The organism is Thiofilum sp. (assembly GCF_016711335.1).
GTDB lineage: Bacteria > Pseudomonadota > Gammaproteobacteria > Thiotrichales > Thiotrichaceae > Thiofilum.
This window is the reverse complement of the sequence record NZ_JADJTF010000001.1, coordinates 2,252,358-2,273,156: the sequence shown is the minus strand read 5'-3', so window position 1 is coordinate 2,273,156 and position 20,799 is coordinate 2,252,358. Positions and strand designations below refer to the sequence as shown.

The following is a 20,799-nucleotide window of genomic DNA, read 5'->3' as shown; positions in this document are numbered from 1 at the left end:
AACTAATATCAACGTTGTTCTTTGAGATAGGGTAATCCTAAGGCTTTAGGCGGCAGCGCTTTACCAATAAATCCAGCCAGTAATACGACTGTTAAAATATAGGGTAAGGACTCAATGAGTTGCACGGGCACTTGACCAATGAGCGGTAAACTCACGCCCTGCATACGAATGGCTAGCGCATCTAAAAAGCCAAATAATAGAGCGGCCGCCAAAATAGGCCAAGGACGCCATTTAGCAAATATTAATGCGGCTAAAGCCATAAAACCTTGTCCCGCCGTCATATCACGAATGAATTGCGCATTTTGTGCGGTAGATAAATAAGCCCCCGCAATACCACATAATACGCCCGCAATGATTACCGCTCGATAACGTAAAAAAGTGACTGATACACCAGCCGTATCGACTGCTTTAGGATTTTCACCCACTGCACGAATACGTAGACCAAAGCGCGTTTTATACAATACCCACGCACAGAACGGCACTAATAACAAAGCGATATAGACCAGAATATTATGCCCAGAGAGCACATTAGCGTAGAAGTCACCCAAGATCGGAATACTTTTGCTAGCTTCTGCTGCCGGAAGAGTAATTTCACCAAAGCGTTGAGCACCCACCAATGGCGGGGTAGAGCCTCCTTGATGAAACCACGCTAGCCCTAAAATAGTAGTGAGTCCAGACGCGAGAATATTAATCGCTACCCCACTGACCACTTGATTACCCTGATAAGTAATACAGGCTAGACCATGCAATAACGCAAAGGCTATCGAAGCCAGTATCGCAGCACCCAAACCTAGCCACGCTGAGCCAGTCCAATAGGACACTGCGGCAGCGGCAAACGCCCCCACCAGCATTTTGCCCTCTAAACCAATATCCACAATACCAGAACGCTCCGAAAATAAACCTGCTAGTGCTGCCAAGATCAGGGGAGTCGCCACGCGCAAAGTGGCATCGAGCGCTAAGGTAATAAAGGTTAAAATCTCATTCATACCCCTTCCCTCACCCAACGCCACAACACACGCCGCACTAAGGGTCGATACATAAACTCCATCGCCCCACTGAATAAAATAATTAAGCCCTGAATCACAATCACCATATCACGGGTGACATTAGGCATTTCAAAGGCAAGCTCCGCCCCCCCTTGATATAAAGCACCAAATAAAAGTGCGGCTAACATAATGCCTATAGGATGATTACGTCCCATCAAAGCCACTGCGATTCCAGCAAAACCATAACCCGCATTAAATCCTAGTACTAAACGATGCTGCACCCCTAATAGCTCATTAACACTGACTAAGCCCGCTAGTGCACCCCCCAATAGCATCGATAGCATCCAAATTTTGCGTGGATTGATTCCGGCATAAATGGCGGCTTCAGGATTAGCACCGACCGTGCGAATTTCATAGCCCCAGCGCGTTTTCCACAATAAAAACCACACGCCATAACAACACAGTAAAGCTAGTAACAGTGAAATATTCAAAGGTGAGGAGTCAAAACTTAAACCAAAAAAACCTACAAACTCATGCCATTGCCAAAGCTTTATCTCATCAGGAAACGAACGGCTGGCGGGCGTCATTTCACCCGGTACAGCAAAAACATTGACCAACAAATACACCATTAAGGACGCGGCGATAAAGTTAAACATAATGGTAGTAATGACAATGTGGCTATCACGATAAGCTTGCAAATAACCCGGAATCGCCGCCCAAGCTGCTCCAAATAATGCTCCTGCTAAGATACTCAAAGGAATCACAATAAGCGCGGGCAAATAGGGGCTTAAGCCTAAAGCCACCAGCGTTACCCCTAAACCACCGATATAAGCCTGACCTTCGCCGCCGATATTGAAAAGTCCCGCGTGAAAGGCAATAGCGACTGCCAGTCCAGTAAAAATAAAATTGGTGGTGTAATAAAGGGTATAGCCCCAACCTTCTTGTGAACCAAACGCCCCTTGCACCATATACTTAGCGGCCTCAATAGGGTCGACATTGGTAATAATTAAAATTAAGGCGGTAAAGAAAAAAGCAGTTAATAGATTAAGGCTCGGTAAAATAAATAAGGATAACCAACGCTCAGCCGTACTCGCTTTCATCCGTGTTGTTCTCCTGTCGCATTCGCCATGAGCATACCTAGCAAGGTTTCATTCGCCTCCTCGTGCGTCACTTCGCCCGTAATCATGCCATCACACATGACAATAATTCGATCAGACAAACTCATAATTTCCTCAAGCTCGACTGACACTAATAAAATGGCTTTACCCGCTGCTCGCAGCTCCATCAATTGCTGATGAATAAACTCAATCGCTCCAATATCTACCCCGCGCGTAGGCTGTCCGACTAAAAGCACTTCAGGCGAGGCATTGATTTCGCGTGAAATAACAATTTTCTGTTGATTACCACCTGAGAATGCGGCGGATTTAAGATGGGGATTACGGGGGCGAATATCGAACTTTTCCGCCTGCTCAGTATAGGTAGTGAGCATAGCGTTGTGGTCTTGGCTCAAGCCTTTATTATATTTAGGCTCGCGTTGATAGCCTAAAATTTCAGACTCATACGCTTCAAAGGGCAATACTAAACCCATGCGATGGCGATCTTCGGGCACATGTGCCACTCCCCAATGGCGTACTTGAGCGGCATCAATGGGGGTCTTAGGAGTAATGATATGCTCACCATAATGAATTTCACCCGAAGTGGGTCTAATAATACCCGCGAGCACTTGCAATAATTCGCTTTGCCCATTACCGGACACCCCAGCCACCCCCACAATCTCACCAGCACGTAAATGGAAACTCACCTTTTTAACGCGCTCTACTCCACTCGCATCACGTACTACCAAGTCCTTAACCCGTAAACGCTCAGCTCCTACAGCGGCTTCAGAGCGCTCGACGCTATGGCGTACTTTGCGCCCCACCATCAATTCTGCCAGCTCGGCAATAGTAGTTTCAGCGGTTTTACGATGTGCCACCATACGACCTTGACGCATCACTGAGACTTGATCAGTAATCGCCATAATTTCGCGCAGTTTATGGGTAATGAGTAAGACAGTAACACCTTGAGCAGTCAGTTGGCGCAAGATGACAAATAGCTCATCGGCTTCTTGTGGGGTCAATACTCCAGTGGGTTCGTCTAGTATGAGAATACGCGCATTGCGATAGAGCGCTTTTAAGATTTCAATCCGTTGCTGCACCCCGACCGATAACTCAGCCACCGGAACATCCAAAGGTACTGCTAAACCATGACGGGCAATAATTTGCTCTAAATGTTGACGCGCTTGCGCAGTGTTTTTGCCTAATAGAGCTCCACCTTCAGCACCTAGGATAATGTTTTCTAAGGCAGTAAAGGTTTCCACCAGCATAAAATGCTGATGCACCATACCAATACCGAGACTAATCGCTTGTTGGGGATTGCGTAATTGTACGGTCTGACCCTTAACACGAATGTCGCCTTTATCGGGTTGGTAGAGACCGTAAATAATACTCATCAGGGTCGATTTACCCGCCCCATTTTCACCAATAATCCCATGTACTGAGCCTGTGAGGACTTGAAGGCTAATATCCTGATTAGCCTTCACCGCACCGAACTGCTTGGATACGTCCAGCAGTTCGAGTGCTAAGGGAGCGTTAAAATCAATACTCACAGCTATTGGTTTTCATGTAGTCATGAATTTTGATTTTGTCGGCGATAATATCCGCCTCGATGGCAGCCATTTTTTCCTTAAAAGGCTCCACAATTTTCTCATTGTGCTCATCCACCGCCCAACCTACGCCTTTCTCAGCTAGACCTAAACTGACTACACCAGCCGTCCATGTGCCATCCATTTTGGTTTTGAAAGTGTCATAGGCCGCATTATCAACGCGCTTAATCATAGAGCTAAGCATAGTGCCCGGATGTAAATGGTTTTGGTTAGAATCAACACCAATGGCATATTTGCCATTATCTTTAGCGGCTTGATACACACCAATTCCCGTACCACCAGCGGCCGCAAATACCACATCGGCACCACGATCAAATTGGGATTTTGCTAGCTCACCGCCTTTAGTGGGGTTATTCCAAGCGGCTCCGGTAGAGCCTGTCATGTTTTGGAAGACCTCTACATCTTTATTAATGTACTTTGCACCTTGCTCATAGCCGCAAGCAAATTTACGAATCAGCGCAATATCTTGACCACCCACAAAGCCAATTTTTCCGGTTTTGGACGCCATAGCCGCCAATGCACCGACTAAAAACGAGCCTTGTTCTTCGCGGAAAGTAACAGAACGCACATTGGGTTGATCAACGACGCTATCAATAATAGTGAAACTGGTATTAGGGAATTCTTTAGCTACGACCCCTAGAGCATTCGCCTGACTAAAACCCACTGATACAATAGGGTTAGAGTCACGTTTAGCCATTCTGCGAATCGCTTGTTCAATTTGCGAGTCATTCGAGGGTTCAAACTCGCGCACTTCGATTTTAGTTTCTTCGGTAAAGCGCTTAGCACCGTTAGATACCCCCTCATTAAAGGATTTATCAAACTTAGTGCCAAGGTCATAGACAATGGCGGGGCTAATATCGGCGCTATAAGCCAAAGCAGGCATTAATAAGGTAGTGACAATAGCTAGCAAGCTGCGTTTCATGGTTGCTCCTTATAGGGGGTTGTTAGCAAGAACGTGCTTGGATTCAAACTATAATCGTTTTTAATCAAGAACGGTATTATTTTCAAAGCGCTTCCAATTTTCAATAAAACCCACTAGTCCTAACCACAAAGTCAAATCACCTAACTATCCCCATTAGACCTAGTGAGTTAAAGCAAACGATACTAAAACCACTACTCCCCAACCCTATGGCAAGTAGTAAGTAAATTAGACAAAGGCGCTTAATTAATCCCGTATCGCACCAACTCACTAGGCTTTATATAAACCAAATCCCAAAACAACAGATTTTTTTCAGTATTTTCGCTCTCATCGTCTTTTTCTGATAAGTCTACGTACTTAATACACAAGATAGCCTCTCCATCCTGCAAACTTTTTCCGACTAGAGCTGTTTGTAGCCTTTTTTGGCTGTCACTATCCTGTTCAAATTGTTGCATTGGTATAGTCTGTGCGCTCGATACCCCAGTGAGTAATGCATCGTCAGTAACCCCATAAATAGCTGCATAACTAAATTTAATATACCCTACTTTATGGAGTTTTTCATCGCTATCCTTAAACTCTCCGGTCAGCGTCTTTCCCCTGAAAATATCTTTTGCCGTGTAAACACTTTTAATAGTGGCATGCTTACCCGGCAGCGTTGATCGTATAGCAGTAATTTTATAAAATACGTTTCTTTCTCGATTAGGAGTATAAATATCACCAACTTTGAGGTCTCTACCCCTAACTAAGTCTGTCCATATGGCCATTTTTTCACCTTTGAGGTCTAGATTGTAGTATAAAGCAGGATGCTAGCAATAGTGACTAGAACGTGCTGTAGCAAAGTACTGTCATAAAATATCATTCATAGTGCACCCTCCTCACCAGTGTTACATTTTAAACATCTTGCCAACCCAATACACGCAGATGTATCCACATAAATAGAAACATCCAAAGGTGGTGGGGTAATGCTGGCACTATTTGATTACTGCCCGCGCTAATATACTGAAGTACGTTTTAACCGATATGGGCTAAAGCAAAAGATACCAACACCAAAAACCCAACTAGTACTACCACAACAGCTAATAATACGTCCGCAATCAGATAAGGACTCAGGCGTTTACGTACTAGCTCAATACTATTTCTAATTAAATTACGCTGTTCAAAGCCTTCATTGCCCAATAATAAAAACAACGCTATTACAAAAGGCAATAAATAATAAAAAATACGGAAGATCAATAAGGTAGCTGCTAACTCAGCCTTAGGTAATTCTGTCAAGGTATTCAGCATCACTACTTCAAATACACCTAAACCCCCAGGCACATGGCTTAAAATACCAATCACCATCGACATCACAAAGGCAGTGAGGGTTTCGAGATAACTCACTCCTGAGGGCAATAAGATATAAAGCGCTAGTGCCACCGTCACAATATCTAATACAGACGCACCTGTCTGCATCAATAACATGCGTGATGAAGGCATATCCACATGCCATTGTCGCCACTGCAAACGTCTACCCAAAGGTCCTGCCCACAATGCCAAGCCTATAATCCCTGCTACTAATAGTCCTCCCGTTACTTGCACGATACCTACCGCCAAATGCCAACCTAGCATTTGATTAAGCATATGGGTCATCATTTCAGGGCGCAGTAACAACACTACCCCCGCCATAAAACTAATCCCAAAGGTAAAGGTGACCGATACCAATACCATCACTGCTGCAATTTGCAATGGGGTAAGTCCCACCGCTGAATATAAACGATAACGCACTGATCCCGCCGATACCACCGCAAGCCCCACACTATGCCCCACCGCATAAGCCGTTAATGAGGTAAACACCACTTTAGAATAAGGCACACTGAGCTTTAAATAACGCAAGGCTAATAAATCATAGAGCGCTAAAATCCAATACCCTAACCCCACTACCACCAAGCCTCCTAATAAATGCGTGATAGGAATGGCTTTTAAGGCCGCTTTGACTGCTTGTACATCCAAGTCATGCAGCATGTGGTACAAGCTAGTAATGGCTAATGTAAAAACACCTAAGGTGAGTAAAGCGATTAACCAATGCCAATTAAACTTAATGTTACTGAAATTCATGCTGATCCATGCTCTATAGGGTGGGGATTAGTTAGGGGTAAATAGAAGTCGTGGCATGTAAACAACTATGTATGGCTGCCAATACAGTATCGACTTCTAGCTCGCCATCCCCTGCTACTATGACATCAGCCTGTAAGCGATAAGGTTCTACATAACACTCGTGCATCGGGCGCACGGTCGCAAAATATTGCTCTAAAATATCATCCATGGTTCTTCCACGTTCACGGGTGTCGCGTTGCATACGACGTGCTAAACGAATATCGGCGGGAGTATCAACATAAATAGATAAATCTAAATGCTGCATTACTGTTGGCAAAGCAAATAATAAAATACCATCCAAAATAATAATGGGCGTCGGTGCTAAAACCTGACTCTCATTAACGCGATCATGTATCGTAAAATCATAATGCGGTAACTCAATGGCTTGACCACGCCGTAAACACTGTAGATGTTCACTCAGTAACGCACTATCAATAGTATCGGGATGATCATAATTACCTCTTAGGGTGCTAGGAATCTCACTCTTACGGCGGTAATAGGCATCTAAACTAATTAAAGTCGTAGCAATAGCAGCATGATGCACCACTGCTTGGGCCAAAGTACTCTTGCCACTACCGCTACCACCACAAATACCAATAAAACGAGGAGGTTGCTTCATCACGTCTATGAACGCTCCAACTAATCCGACGACGCACTATAACAAAGCTCACCGCTAACAGCACCTCTGCCTTGCACTCACTCCGTTATTCTTCGTATAGTCTTTTATCTTTTCACCCCTTTGGAGTGTTATATGAGCATTGGTATTGTTTGGTTACGAGCCGACTTGCGCTTAAGCGATAACCCAGCACTCTACGCTGCAAGCCAACTATGCCATACTATTATTCCTATTTTTATTGATGATCCGACCCCTAGTACGATTAGCCAATTGGGGTCAGCTAGCCGCGTATGGTTACATCATACCCTTGCTCACTTACAACACGATCTCGCCCAGCAAGGCTCACAGCTTATTCTACGCCAAGGTCCAGCTTTGGCGGTGTTACAGGCATTGATCCAAGAAACACAAGCGACCCATGTCTTTTGGAATCGTTTATATGACCCCGTTAGTCTTGAACGTGATACGGTCATTAAAAAAGCCTTAAGTACTCAGGTGAGCGTTCAAAGCTTTAATGGCAGTCTGCTTTATGAGCCTTGGCAAATCCTCAAAGCGGATCAAACCCCGTTTAAAGTCTTTACTGCCTATTGGAAACAAGTATTAAAGCAAGGTATTGATCAAGCGCTCACTCCCGTACCCTTGCACCTAACAGCACCTAAGGTACAACCTCATTCATTAGCACTAGAACAACTAAACCTATTACCTAAAAAACCGCGTTGGGATATAGGCATGATGCAAGGCTGGTCAATAGGCGAATCAGCCGCCCAACAACAACTAGCCCACTTCCTAGAGTTTGCAGTAAAGGACTATGCCACTGCACGAGATTGTCCTGCTATGCAAGGCACTTCTAAACTGTCTCCTCATTTACACTTTGGGTCTATTAGTCCACGCCAAGTGCTACACGCTACTACGCAATGGAAAAATACTCATCCTAGTCACAGCCAAGGGATTGAAACTTTTGAGCGTGAAATCGGCTGGCGTGAATTTGGCTATTATTTACTTTTTCATGTCCCGCATACGCTTACTGAACCTTTAGATTTACGTTTTAACAACTTTCCGTGGCGTGCACCTACTGACTATCAAGCCGACCTTAAACGATGGCAACAAGGTCAAACGGGTATTCCAATGGTTGATGCAGGCATGCGCCAGCTCTGGCAAACGGGTTGGATGCATAATCGGGTAAGGATGATAGTCGCGTCCTTTTTAACTAAAAATCTACTCATCCCTTGGCAAGAGGGTGAAGCTTGGTTTCGAGACACGCTAGTAGACGCAGATTTAGCCAATAATGTGCTGGGCTGGCAATGGACGGCGGGTAGTGGTGCGGATGCCGCCCCCTATTTTCGGATTTTCAACCCTGTAACCCAAGGCGAAAAATTTGATCCTGATGGTGCGTATATTCAGACCTATGTACCTGAACTAAAAGGATGTAATTCTAAGGTGATTCACGCACCGCGTCAGTTAGGGGAAAATTATAATTATCCTTTGCCTATGGTCGATTTAGCAGCGAGTCGAGCCAGAGCCTTGGCAGCCTTTGATGCGATCAAAGCGAGGTAGTCTGTATCCTCAGCGCCTCAATCTGCTCCCCATCGGTGACTAATACCCACGCCACTAAGTCTTTAAGTTTGGCAATTTCGGGCAATTGCAAATAGCCTTGTACTTGCTCAATGCCCTCTTGCTTTTTGGCTGCCCAGCCCGCTTCTTTATCACTTTTCTTGCTGTATTTGAGTTCAATTAAATGCTGATACGGTACAGCAATAGGGTTACGCTCTAATAATAAAATATCCGGGTACTTACGATTGAGTTCACGCTCGCTTTGGATAAAGTAGATTTGGGTTTGATAGAGCAAGGTGAGTAATAAGACTTTGACATGCTTTTCATCCATACCCATCGCATCACGATTCGAGAGTAATTGTAAAGCTCGCACCATTTCAGCGAGTAACGGTTGAAAGTCGGCATACAACGCTAGCTGCTCTACCGCTAAGCGTAAGGTATGATTCGGAATACTAAACTGATTACGCCGCTCTAGTTCTACTTTGAAATAGTGAAAGTAAAACTCTTGAATGGCATAGTTAGGGATCACGAACACTTCACCCGATAGGGTTTTACGCCCTAAGGTCACAAAGCCCATATAGGCTAATAAGCTAATGAAATCGTCGCGGTCAAAGCCTTTGTCAAATTCAAATTTGCGTCGTTGTAAAGCGTGGACTTCTCCGGTATTGATTAGCTCGTCGAGTACTTCAAAGTTGGTGTCTCGATTGCCTATGCTGAACATTTTCATGATCTTGCCATAATCCGAGGCGATGTTTTCATCCATCATCGGCTCAGGGTATTCACAGCGCTCACGATCAAAGCTATCCACAAAATACAGTAGCATATTGGCGTTGTAGACCGTTTCGGTCGCTTTTAAATTAAAGCGATAACCGTTATACCAGCGACGAGTATCAAACAGTAAATCGCCTATATCTAACGAACAATCATCCACCAAAGGTTGCAGCAAACTCATCACTTCGCTTTCAGTAAAACCAATCGCTTCGTTAAATTTTTCATGCAATGATAAATTCTTACCGATATTAAACCCGCTAGTCATGCTATCAAGCATGATGGGGGTGACCCCTGTGACAAACAGTCGATCTAGTGTGCCGCGTTGCGTTGCGGTTTTGAGCACTTCATAAAAGCTGCGGACAAAGCCTCCTTTGCCCATAATGCGCTGAAATAATTTTAAATCATCCGCCAAGATGCTATTCGCAAAATGATCGTATTCGTCAATCAGCAGTAGAAATTTTTGCTCACCTAAGAGTTCAACAAATTGTTGCATTTTATCCGCAGGGGATATTTTGCTTCTTAACGCCTCTTGGTAACTATCGGGATAAGCATAACGGCGCAAAAAAGTCTGCAAATGCATTTCAAGCTTACTGCTAAAGCGTTGAAAAATCGCATCATGTCCCCCATCAGTGTCAATGCCACTAAAATCCATAAACACTATTTGATAGCTATTACGCGTGGGGGTAGGTGCTTGTCCGATAGCTAACTGCCCAAATAAGGTCTCAAATTCGCTCTTATAGGCTATATCGTAGTAGTACTCCAGCATCGACAAAAATAAGCTTTTACCAAAGCGGCGCGGACGCAACAGGAACAAATGACTACCTGCGACTTCGAGCATAGGGATGTATTGCGTTTTGTCGATATAGACAAAGCCTTCTTTAATGACTTTTTGAAAATTACTTTCGCCGTAGGGGATTTTAAGGGTCATAGTAGTTAGCTCAAATAATTAGCGAAGCTTGATGAGTTATGCTCAAGGATTATAGCGTATCAGCTACGATGTGACCTAAGCCTACTCCTAGCGCAAACTATTCAACAGTGACTCAAAGCCAGCAGATCAAGTGAGGTTGAAAGAGATAAAAAAGCCCAATCCTTACGGATTAGGCTTCAATCACGAAAGAGAAAGAGAAAGCAACCAAAACCGTTTAATTAACGAGTAGTAATGAATGCACCAGACTCGCCAGATAAGCTACGCACGCGACTTAAATTCGCGCTAGCTTGATCGCGGCTGGCAAAAGGAATCCGTACCTTATACAAACCACCAACATTATCCACCACTGCATTTAAGCCTAAAGACTGCATTTGACTACGCATCTGTTGAGCTTTACTACTACTGCCCGATGCTAATACTTGTACCGCATGCGAACCACCGCTACTACCAATAGCGCCCCCCACTGCTGCACCACCTCCTGCGTAAACATCAGAATAACCTTCTGACCCTGAATAATCATATAAAGGCTTAGGTTGAGCTTTAGGGCGACCGTAGTTGTCATACATATCATAGGAACTATCAACACCACCGCCCACACTACCGCTCGCGGTATTAGTGCCATAATTAGCTACAGGAGTGGTTTCCTCATACGTAGTACTTTCATCAGCATAACCCTGAGTCTCTGTTTGATATTGAGGTTGTGCAGGTGTGTAGGCAGGAGCAGGCACGTAAGTATTCGCATCATAATCGGGCTGATAATGAGCTTGTGTATTAGGCTGCTGAGGACGTGCTGGTGTAGTAGCAACTGTAGTGTTATTTCCCTGTACTAAAGGCCCTGACTCTGGAATAGAGGCAACTGCATTAGTATCCATTTCCTCAACTGGTGCAGTAGAGCAAGCACTTAAGGCTAGCGCTACTAGAGTTGACATTACACCTACTTTTAACTGATTAGTCATATATTCTAAGCCCTTTTTTTATTTAGTTATCACTTTATAAGACTATCTTATTAGGGCAAAGTTCTTTATACAAGGTTAGTATTTAAAATGATCATACCCGCTTGTCTGAAAGTTCTCAGCACCTCGCACCCGCACTGCGGGCTTAGCTTCTTTTATTAAACCAAGAATGGTGACTGGTAGATGAATTTGACTAAAATACTGATCTAATAGACCTATTTTTTCAGCGGGCAGGGTAAACAACAGCTCATAATCATCTCCTCCCGTTAATGCAAACGCTTGACGCTGCTCTAAAGGTAATAGCTTTAAAGCGGGAGAATAAGGCAAAGAGTTAGCATCTAACTCAATCGTCACACCTGACTGTCGAGCTAAATGCCAAGCCTCACTTAATAAACCATCGGATATATCAATACAGGCGTGCGCATGTTGAATCAAAAAATCCACCACCACAGTACGTGCACTAGGGTAATTTAAGCGTTTAATACAATATTGAGCCTCTGCTTCGGGCAAACTAAGCCGCTCTTGCACCAGCGCCAAACCTGCCGCCGCATCCCCTAAAAAACCCGTTACACAAACCACATCCCCCACTTGAGCATTCAAGCGCAATAGGCGCGTACCTTGGGGGACTAAACCTAGAATTTGCACACTAATACTCAATGGGCCGCGTGTGGTATCGCCCCCAATCAGACTTAAATGCTCAGACTCTGCTAGACTTTTTAAGCCGCTACTAAAATCTCTTAACCATGCTTCATCCACTTCTGGCAAAGACAAGGACAAAGTAAACCAACGCGCTGTCGCTCCCATAGCCGCCATGTCACTAATATTCACTGCCAACGACTTATAGCCGACCGCATGCGCCGGAGTTGTGCTAGGAAAGTGCACACCACTATTCGAGGTATCAACCGCGACGGCTAACTCAAATCCAGCAGGCACTTGTACCAGCGCACCATCATCACCATTACCCACCACTACGGTAGGATCACGACTCTCCCAATGAAAATAACGCTTAATAATTTCAAACTCAGACATACCTATACTTACCTTAGCCACTACTGCACGTAGCTTAAACTATTTCTAGTGCTGATAGACAAAGGCTTTTTCAGGCTATGGCACATTACCTAACACCACATAATTTTCTGAGACGGTACTATTCGCTGGATGAAAAATAATATTACCTATTAAGAAATTTAACTCATTATTAGGCCCTGCAAATATCGTATAGCCGTCCATATTAATATCGGTATTCAAATAACCTCGATACATATAATTAGCATTTAATGTTTCATTGCCCTCTGCCATTAGAATAGCCATTAAAATCACCGTGGCATCATTATTAGGACCATTGGCAATAATGCTATTATCTACATTAGCATTTCCGGCTCGCATTAAAGCCCTATTACCACTATTAATCACCTGAGCGTGTGCCCCATAGGTAGGTGTAGTACTTAAGCGAAAATCGATTAGGGTATTGGTAGTAGTGGCTAATACTATGGGGTTTTGCGTCATGACCGCTAAATGATTACGATGGCGTAACACCACATAGTAACTCCCCTCAATAACACTCTCTATGAAGAGCTGCTCACTATTGGTTACTGCATCAACGACTATACCTTCGCGTGTTAAAAGTGCTGCTTTTCGTGCCACGGTAATACTCGGATTAGTGGCACTACGCAATTCTACTAACACCCAATCGACTACTGCTGCAAAGCCTGTTACGGTAAGACGTGCACTACTAACCGTTTCATTACCTTGATAATTAAAACTTGGATAACGACTATAAGGCTGGTTGGTAGGCAGGAGATTCATTAGGCGCAACTGATCTAACATCAACTGTGTAGACACATCATAGGGTCCTTGTAATAACCCTCTCACCGCTAAACTCACCCCCTCGCCTAGATTGGTAATAGTAATAGTGATTAGCTGCGTATCCACACCACCCTTACCATCACTCGCTGCTACTTGAACCAGATAGCTATTATTAGCATCCGCATCGCTAGGTGCTTCAAAGTCTGGCGCTGTAATAAAACTCAGCACTCCGGTATTAGCATCAATAGTAAAACGAGCAGCATCAACTCCACCGTTAATGGAGTAAGTTAATACGTCATTATCGGCATCCGTTGCGGTGACAGTAGTAACCAGTGTGGTTAATTCGGGTAGGGTAATGCTGGCGGTATCCCCGCCTCCATTGCTGGTAATAATGGGCGCTGCATTAGCAGCCAAGATAGTGAGAGCATAATCTTCCACCTCACCATACGAACCAAACCCAGTTGCTCCTACCCCTGTATTTATAGACCAACGAAAACGTGCATAGGTTTGTGTACTAACTGCATTAAGAGGCACATTTACGCTAACAGTAATTACACCAACCGTAGTATCGTTATCACCTGCTCCATTATCAGCTAAGTCATTCGCTATTGTTTCACTGGCATCAAATACACCATTGCCGTTCCAATCTATCCAAGCACTTAAATAGGCACTACCTGCAACATTCACACTGATAGTACTGACTTGCCCTGCCACTAAATTGGCAAAGGTCACACCATCCTCATCAGCGAGATGGTGACTATCATCGCCCAATGCATTAGCGGCTAAAGGCGTTGTCGCTTCTGCGTCACCTCGTTGTACCCCTAGGCGGCGACTCCAACTTTGCGCATGATAAGCCTCACCATAACTAGCAGGCGCATCCCCATAATCACAAGCATGTGCCCTCAAGCGAAATACGTGGCTGTTAAGCATCGCCAGATCATTAAATGCACTAGAGACTTGCACCGTTTGATCCGTTGTCACCCCTTTAATCGCCTGCACCAATAGGGTATGACCATCACTTTCTGAATACACACTACCCGAACGCTCCGCTGAAGTCGCATAAGTTCCGGCATTATTCATCACGGGAATTTCAGCTAATTTGCTCCAACCTGCCCCAATGGTTAAATTTTCGGGGCGAGTCGATAAACCAAACGCCATTAGTAAATTATCCGCTCCAGTCGTGCCCGGAGGTTGATCAGCGGGGTTAGCCATACTTGGTGCGGCGGTCATGGTTATACTAAAGGGGGCAGAATCGTCCGCCAAATTAGTGACTGGATCAACTGACCCCACATTAGCAAAAGTAGCCACCGCTAAGATGGCGTCATCTCCAATACTGAGTGGCGTATTAATATTAGATACTTGGACTGCATTGCTACCCACAGGAATACTTAGATCAAACAGTACATAGAAATAATAACTGCGCGATAGCTCCGCATTACCAAATATACTACTACTGCCATTGGAGTGTACGGAATGAGCCAAACGCTGCATGGCTACACCCCCAAAACTCACTACAGGGAAAGTCGCAGCGGGTACGCTTTCAAAGTTATCACCGCGTGGTGTAGGTAAATGCTCTCGCTCAAGGGTCAAAACCGCGACCATTAAACGATTCGCCCCAGCAGGTGCGGTATAATTCAAACTAGGAATACCCGCAAGCCCTGTTCCGGTTGCTGTGGCATATTGAAAAGCATCCAATTGCTCAACACTGGTGGTTTTACAAACCGTATAAGAGGCAGGGGTAGCAATCACCGTATTGACCGCTGCTCTAATCGTAATAGCGTAATCCTCGACCTCACCATCACTAGCCGCTGTCGTTGCATTTAAGCCTTGAGTGGTAGACCAGCGGAAACGCGCATAAGTAGGGACTGTTACTGCATTAGCAGGTACTGTGACATTAAAAGCAATTGTGCCAGCAGTATTGTTACTATCCCCAACTAAATTATCTTGAATATTAGTAGCTACCTGTTCACCACTGTCGGCAAAGTCACCATCGCCATTCCAATCTATCCAACCTTGCAAATAGCCGCCCGCACCCGTCACTGTCGCATTAATTGTGGCACTTTGACCCTGACTCAAAACAGGAAGCATCACACCGTCCTCATCATCATTACGATTGAGGTCATCGCCTGTACCATTACTACCGCCTGCGACATCCGCATTGAGTGTTATGGTTTCAGCATCCGGTGTGCCAGACCCTAGATAAAGAGTACTCGCATTGACCAAATGCTTAGGACCACCTAAAGCACTAGGCGCATCCCCATAGTCATAGTTTTGTAAGGGTGCACACGAAATATTGACACCATCAAAACCCTCGCCCCCATTTTGCGGACGATAGCCTTTAATAACATCATAGGCATCTACTCCCCCAAACAAACCGCGTAGTGTATGTGTACCATTACTTTCAAGGTTACCTGCACTCACTAGGGTTTCTGGAGCACTGGTATTTATTTGGACACGCCCCAAAGCATCTACTTTGAGGGGGCGACAACCTAATTGAATCGCACTGGTCCAAGGCCAACCATTAGTAGTAATGCGATCCCAACCTCCCATACGTTGGGCTACTGTACCTACTGGACAAGTTGCAGTAGTCACGGCTCCCTGCTGATCAAAGCTGGGGAAATCGGTATACGCTCCATCAACCACAATACTTGCTGTAGTCCCATCGGTATTGACACTCGCGCACAGTAGGTCAATATCAACCGTCATACCATCAGCGCTATTCGGTGCTCCAACCGCACGGTCAGTATGCCGCACTCCAACTACTACTTTTCCATTCGGGCACTCATTCACGATGTTACTCCCCTTATCGGAACCGATAGCACCGCACATTCTTGAACTGCCGATGGTGATGTTGGGTGGAGGTGCAGGTGGTCCTGAGGGGCTAATAGTCATAGCGTAATCTTCCACCTCACCATCACTAGCCGCCGCTGTACTATTGAGTCCTGAAGTACTCGACCATCTAAAACGCGCATAAGTAGGGGTCGTTACGGCTGTAGCAGGTACATTGACCGTAAAAGCAATCGTACCAACAGCATTATTGGTATCCCCTGCCCCATTATCTTGTAGATTAGTAGCTACCTGTTCACCACTATCGGCAAAATCACCATCTCCATTCCAATCCATCCAACCCTGTAGATAACCACCTGCTCCATTTACGGTTGCGTTGATAGTGGCGGTTTGACCGCGAGTTAATGTAGGAAGGTTAATACCATCTTCATCATCTGTACCCATATTGTCATCACCATTTGCAGCCATCGATACTTGTGAAGTGTTTTCGGCATCAGTCATTAGGCTACCAAGATAGAATTGCTCACCAAAGGTCAGTGTTGCCATAGTCAAGCTCGTGTATTGAGTCTGATTAGTCGGTTGCGAACCGCTACTGGCACTTGGATTTAGGTAATGACCATCTGTTAGCGGATAGCCACTAGGCGCATCCCCAAAATCAAAAGGCACGAAAAAGCCGTAAGCAAGCGCCTGAACACCCCCAGCAGACATGTTTACATTGAGTTTTGTCATATTTTCCGTCAGCAGCAATAGGGTATCACCACTACTAATGCCCGGGCTGTCGGTAGTCACAGTACGAGCGCCATTCGAGAACTGCACTATTGCATTGCCTGTAGTTTCAATCGGTTGGAAGGGAGAGCCATCGGTAGTCACCACCATGGGTTCACCCATTTCGCCTGTATCTTCAGCATTCGCAATTACTACATCGGTAGGCAAACTGACGCCATTCAGAGATGCAGAAAAGCTAATATCATAGGTAGGGTCTTCGCCGAAAACCTTATTACTTAAGCCTATAGGATTCAAACCACCGTAAAGATCATCCAATAAATCGCCCCCCCAATCACCCGTATTGTAAGGAGCAAGGGTTGCGGTAATGTTGCTAAGGTTTGCTGTAATTTGTAGACCATTTGTCAATATCCAGCTTTTATTGACAATAGTGCCGGGATTAAATTGGGTAACACCACCACACGACCAATCCAACCAGAAAATATTATTTTTATATAACCCAGTACCGCTACTGGCATAACCGGAGCCAGACCCTGCGGCCTCTGGAGGACAATTCACAATCACAGGAGTAGCAATCGTAATAGCGTAATCCTCGACCTCACCATTACTAGCCGCTGCTGTACTATTGAGTCCTAACGTACTCGACCATCTAAAACGCGCATAGGTAAGTGTGGTTACTGCATTAGCAGGTACTGTGACATTAAAAGCAATTGTGCCAGCAGTATTGTTACTATCTCCGACTAGATTATCTTGAATATTAGTAGCTACCTGTTCACCACTATCGGCAAAATCACCATCGCCATTCCAATCCATCCAGCCCTGTAAATAGCCGCCAGCACCCGCAACCGTCGCTGTAATAGTAGCTACTTGACCTTGAATAAAAGTAGGAAGGATAATGCCATCTTCATCATCAATCCCCGTCGTATCATCATTCATTCCATTTAACGCACCTGCAAAAGCATCTTGACCATCTGGCGCATTAGCTCCTAAGTAGGTAGTGCTAGTGACTAGATGATTAGGGCTACCATAACTAGCAGGTGCATCACCCAAATCGTAGGCACAACTTTTTAGCTTCAGGGTAAAATCATCGTAAATAATATCGTTGCTACCATAGGCGACATCATAGCCCGAACGCGTAGCACTATAGGGGTAAACACGCACGTAGTAAGTAGTGTTGGGCGCTAACAGCTCTGCCTGTGTCGCCTGATAATGATTGAAATAATAACGACTTGAGCCTAAATCCTGTGCAGGCCAACTGACACTAGCATCTAAATTGGGCTGAGTATCATCAATGCGAATACCATTAATTAAATTGGTAGGCGAACCAAAGTTAGGATCAGTATCTACTAATACCTTTAAGCGATATGCACCAGAACGCTTGTCATAAGTAGGTCGAGCATCTCCATGAACCCCAAGACCTATACCATATAAAGTAGCGGAGCCTAAAAAAGCGCTGGTCGTAAAGCTATAACTGATATAGCGGCTTGTATCCCATGCAGCGGGAATACTTGTAGTCTGAATATGGCTCTCTGTATTAGGTACTGCGGCGGTTAGATTATTAAAACCTTCATCACTTGCCGAGGCTGCATAAATGGGTTGGCGAATATAGGCTTTTAAGTTATTAGCAGGTGCTCCTACAGGTGTATTAGCGTTGTGCATCCATTGTACAAACTCATCACTATAAGCATCACTAGCTAATAACGGGGTACAGCTACTAGCTGTTATGGTAAGCCTGTAATCTTCAATTTCACCATTATTGGCTACCACCGTACTATTCAATCCTGTTGTACTCGACCACCTAAAACGTGCATAAGTGGGTGTAGTCGTAGCATTGGCTGGCACATTCACATTAAAAGTAATTGTACCTGCTGCTGAGTTGGTGTCCCCCGCTCCATTATCTTGTAGATTAGTAGCTACTTGCTCAGCAGCATCAAAGACACCATTACCATTCCAATCCATCCAGCCCTGTAAATAGCCACCCGCACCCGCAACCGCCGCTGTAATGGTAGCCGCTTGACCTTGGGTAAAAATAGGAAGGGTAATGCCATCTTCATCATCAGTCCCATTCGTATCATCGCCACTCGCATTGAGAGCAGGTAATGTGCCGTCCTCAGCATCAGGAGCTTGCGCCCCTAAGCGCAGCCCATCATTAGGCGGCATTTTGTGTCGAGCGGCTCCATAGCTAGCATCCAGATCGCCATAATCGGCACAATTAGCAAAGCCAATTGCAAAATCATCCCAATGTGCTCCAGCCACCGAATCGGGTAGATTATGAAATAGCACTCGCACATAATAAGTTGTTGAGGGTTTAACATAAATGCGCTTCTGGACGGGTATATTGATTTGAATATGACCTGCAACCGTGGGCGGTGATACTAGATGATTACTCAATATTTCTGTTGCTGTAGCAAAAGTAGCACTTTCAGACACTAATACTGTAATACGCTGCCCAAAAGTGCGAATAGAATAAAGCCCGTAACTTAAGACATCGAAGAAATCTGACGACTCCACGCTGCCTGAGGTTGTAAAGGTATAAGTCAAATAATCACTCGCCGCCCATGCAGCCTGTGCATTCGCAGTAGCGGCTTGCTTGACGACATAATCGGTAGCAAAGGCTTCCGCCTGTACATAGGTTAATCCCGCTGCTGGTAATAAAGCTTGCGCACTAGCGACCTTGGTACTCCAAATAGTGGGATTCAACGTGCCAATCGGCTCATTATGTGTCCAACTCACTTGGTGCTGAATAGGCATAAAACTTTGATTAGCTGCTGAGCGACAAACAGCTACTCCCGCATCGCTGGGATAGGGATCACTACCCGTTAGCACTAATTGCACTCGACTCACTGAACCTATATCGGCTGATGCTTTATCACATACCCCCACTATCCAGTTACCTTGAGCATTCTGCCCATTAAAAGCACTTAAGGCATTCGTAGGGCGAAACAAGTTTTCATAATAAGGAGTACTGGTGTTATGCGTGGCATTGAGAGCAGTGATACTGCTAGCGGCGGCATCATCAAACATAATGTCAAAATTATCACTACCATTACCCGAACCATCGGATAAGAAAATCGTGCTACCTTGAGGCGAGGTCAGCCGAATACGCACATCAGACTGATAAGTATGATTAATATTAACGCCTATATTGACATCGGAAAGTATGAAGTTATCCGTCACTGGAAGCGTAATAGTGCTATAGGTAGGGCAACCATTATCCGGTATATTGAGAGCAGGTGTAGCATTATAAGTAACACTAGCTGCAAAGCTTAACGTTGAGCCAAACAGCAAAATAAATAGAGAAATAAATAAAGTAATCAAAAAGTTACCAATTAAAAATATACCTTTTAACCGGCAAATATTAGGCAGGGTCAGCATAGATTAACCTATTATTATTTTATATTGACTATGGCTATGAAATAGGGCGTCTCACTAGATTATCAATATTTTCTGGTAAAAGATGCTAAAACACAAGTCGAATTATAAGTTTTTATTATCCCTAAATAGAGGCTTGCAAAATAGGGGGGTATTAAAAATGCATAAATGTGCACTTTATTTAAGATATATCACTAGCTGTTAGGACTATATATGTTAAACCTTCCAGACCTTTTAAGTGCTTGGGGACAAGCAAATTTTGCTCAAGTATTGAATAACACGTTAGAGCACTATCGCGCCCACCTCCCCCTTCAGCAAGGCTTAACACACAGCAGCTATGTGAGTGATACTCCTTTGACAGCTTTAGTGTTAAAAGCACATGCGACCGAGCACTACTTACAACTTCAGCTAGGCATTCTATATAGTGGCATCATTGCTGGAAGCTGCTGCTCTGATGACCCTAGCCCTATATGTGAACAAGGCGAATATTGTGAAGTGTTGTTAGTGATTAATCTAAACACCGCACAAGCTGAAGTAAAACTATTAGCGAGTTAAA

At 44.6% G+C, this 20,799-nt stretch carries 13 protein-coding genes; 2 read left to right on the top strand and 11 right to left on the bottom strand.

The genetic code is table 11. From position 1 onward, the window contains the following. Positions 1 to 8: 8 nt before the first annotated feature. From IPL34_RS10790 to udk, 7 genes are all read right to left on the bottom strand, one after another. On the bottom strand, positions 9 to 986 hold the full coding sequence (locus IPL34_RS10790; protein WP_296841459.1) for an ABC transporter permease: 978 nt from the start codon (positions 984 to 986) through the stop codon (positions 9 to 11). Further along, positions 983 to 2,086: an ABC transporter permease gene (locus IPL34_RS10785; RefSeq protein WP_296841458.1), complete on the bottom strand. Its 1,104-nt coding sequence runs from the start codon at positions 2,084 to 2,086 to the stop codon at positions 983 to 985. The genes IPL34_RS10790 and IPL34_RS10785 overlap by 4 nt, the downstream gene beginning before the upstream one ends. Beyond that, on the bottom strand, positions 2,083 to 3,630 hold the full coding sequence (locus IPL34_RS10780; RefSeq protein ID WP_296841457.1) for an ABC transporter ATP-binding protein: 1,548 nt from the start codon (positions 3,628 to 3,630) through the stop codon (positions 2,083 to 2,085). Before IPL34_RS10780 ends, IPL34_RS10785 begins: the two co-directional genes overlap by 4 nt. Beyond that, positions 3,620 to 4,609, bottom strand: a complete 990-nt coding sequence (locus tag IPL34_RS10775) for a BMP family ABC transporter substrate-binding protein (protein WP_296841456.1) — start codon at positions 4,607 to 4,609, stop codon at positions 3,620 to 3,622. The genes IPL34_RS10780 and IPL34_RS10775 overlap by 11 nt, the downstream gene beginning before the upstream one ends. Positions 4,610 to 4,848: 239 nt before the next feature. After that, the gene (locus tag IPL34_RS10770) at positions 4,849 to 5,370 is read right to left on the bottom strand and encodes a hypothetical protein (protein ID WP_296841455.1); all 522 of its coding nucleotides are present in this window, start codon (positions 5,368 to 5,370) and stop codon (positions 4,849 to 4,851) included. A gap of 247 nt (positions 5,371 to 5,617) precedes the next feature. Continuing rightward, the gene (locus IPL34_RS10765; RefSeq protein WP_296841454.1) at positions 5,618 to 6,700 is read right to left on the bottom strand and encodes a hypothetical protein; all 1,083 of its coding nucleotides are present in this window, start codon (positions 6,698 to 6,700) and stop codon (positions 5,618 to 5,620) included. 31 nt (positions 6,701 to 6,731) lie between these two features. Further along, entirely contained in the window at positions 6,732 to 7,358 is a 627-nt protein-coding gene (gene udk, locus IPL34_RS10760) for a uridine kinase (protein WP_296841453.1), read from the bottom strand. Between the two features lie 132 nt (positions 7,359 to 7,490). Here udk and IPL34_RS10755 point away from each other — a divergent pair, with 132 nt between their 5' ends. Continuing rightward, positions 7,491 to 8,906 (top strand): deoxyribodipyrimidine photo-lyase, encoded by a 1,416-nt coding sequence (locus tag IPL34_RS10755; protein WP_296841452.1) that lies wholly within the window; start codon positions 7,491 to 7,493, stop codon positions 8,904 to 8,906. Here IPL34_RS10755 and IPL34_RS10750 read toward each other — a convergent pair. The 4 genes from IPL34_RS10750 to IPL34_RS10735 form a co-directional block, all read right to left on the bottom strand. Beyond that, positions 8,893 to 10,602, bottom strand: a complete 1,710-nt coding sequence (locus tag IPL34_RS10750) for an AAA family ATPase (RefSeq protein ID WP_296841451.1) — start codon at positions 10,600 to 10,602, stop codon at positions 8,893 to 8,895. The genes IPL34_RS10755 and IPL34_RS10750 overlap by 14 nt on opposite strands. Before the next feature lie 218 nt (positions 10,603 to 10,820). Continuing rightward, complete coding sequence (locus IPL34_RS10745; protein ID WP_296841450.1) at positions 10,821 to 11,558, bottom strand: SPOR domain-containing protein; 738 nt, start codon at positions 11,556 to 11,558, stop codon at positions 10,821 to 10,823. A 75-nt stretch (positions 11,559 to 11,633) separates the two neighbouring features. After that, positions 11,634 to 12,584 (bottom strand): thiamine-phosphate kinase, encoded by a 951-nt coding sequence (gene thiL / locus IPL34_RS10740; protein ID WP_296841449.1) that lies wholly within the window; start codon positions 12,582 to 12,584, stop codon positions 11,634 to 11,636. A gap of 75 nt (positions 12,585 to 12,659) precedes the next feature. Further along, on the bottom strand, positions 12,660 to 20,246 hold the full coding sequence (locus IPL34_RS10735) for a CshA/CshB family fibrillar adhesin-related protein (protein WP_296841448.1): 7,587 nt from the start codon (positions 20,244 to 20,246) through the stop codon (positions 12,660 to 12,662). 210 nt (positions 20,247 to 20,456) lie between these two features. On the opposite strand from IPL34_RS10735, the gene IPL34_RS10730 reads away from it, so the two are divergent. Next, positions 20,457 to 20,798, top strand: coding sequence for a hypothetical protein (locus IPL34_RS10730; protein WP_296841447.1), 342 nt, complete (start codon positions 20,457 to 20,459; stop codon positions 20,796 to 20,798). Position 20,799: the final 1 nt, after the last annotated feature.

Coding starts and splice junctions, on each gene's coding strand:
- IPL34_RS10745 (WP_296841450.1), bottom strand. CDS start 11,558: ATGACTAATCAGTTAAAAGTAGGTGTAATGTCAACTCTAGTAGCGCTA.
- IPL34_RS10785 (WP_296841458.1), bottom strand. CDS start 2,086: ATGAAAGCGAGTACGGCTGAGCGTTGGTTATCCTTATTTATTTTACCG.
- udk (WP_296841453.1), bottom strand. CDS start 7,358: ATGAAGCAACCTCCTCGTTTTATTGGTATTTGTGGTGGTAGCGGTAGT.
- thiL (WP_296841449.1), bottom strand. CDS start 12,584: ATGTCTGAGTTTGAAATTATTAAGCGTTATTTTCATTGGGAGAGTCGT.
- IPL34_RS10775 (WP_296841456.1), bottom strand. CDS start 4,609: ATGAAACGCAGCTTGCTAGCTATTGTCACTACCTTATTAATGCCTGCT.
- IPL34_RS10755 (WP_296841452.1), top strand. CDS start 7,491: ATGAGCATTGGTATTGTTTGGTTACGAGCCGACTTGCGCTTAAGCGAT.
- IPL34_RS10735 (WP_296841448.1), bottom strand. CDS start 20,246: ATGCTGACCCTGCCTAATATTTGCCGGTTAAAAGGTATATTTTTAATT.
- IPL34_RS10750 (WP_296841451.1), bottom strand. CDS start 10,602: ATGACCCTTAAAATCCCCTACGGCGAAAGTAATTTTCAAAAAGTCATT.
- IPL34_RS10765 (WP_296841454.1), bottom strand. CDS start 6,700: ATGAATTTCAGTAACATTAAGTTTAATTGGCATTGGTTAATCGCTTTA.
- IPL34_RS10730 (WP_296841447.1), top strand. CDS start 20,457: ATGTTAAACCTTCCAGACCTTTTAAGTGCTTGGGGACAAGCAAATTTT.
- IPL34_RS10770 (WP_296841455.1), bottom strand. CDS start 5,370: ATGGCCATATGGACAGACTTAGTTAGGGGTAGAGACCTCAAAGTTGGT.
- IPL34_RS10790 (WP_296841459.1), bottom strand. CDS start 986: ATGAATGAGATTTTAACCTTTATTACCTTAGCGCTCGATGCCACTTTG.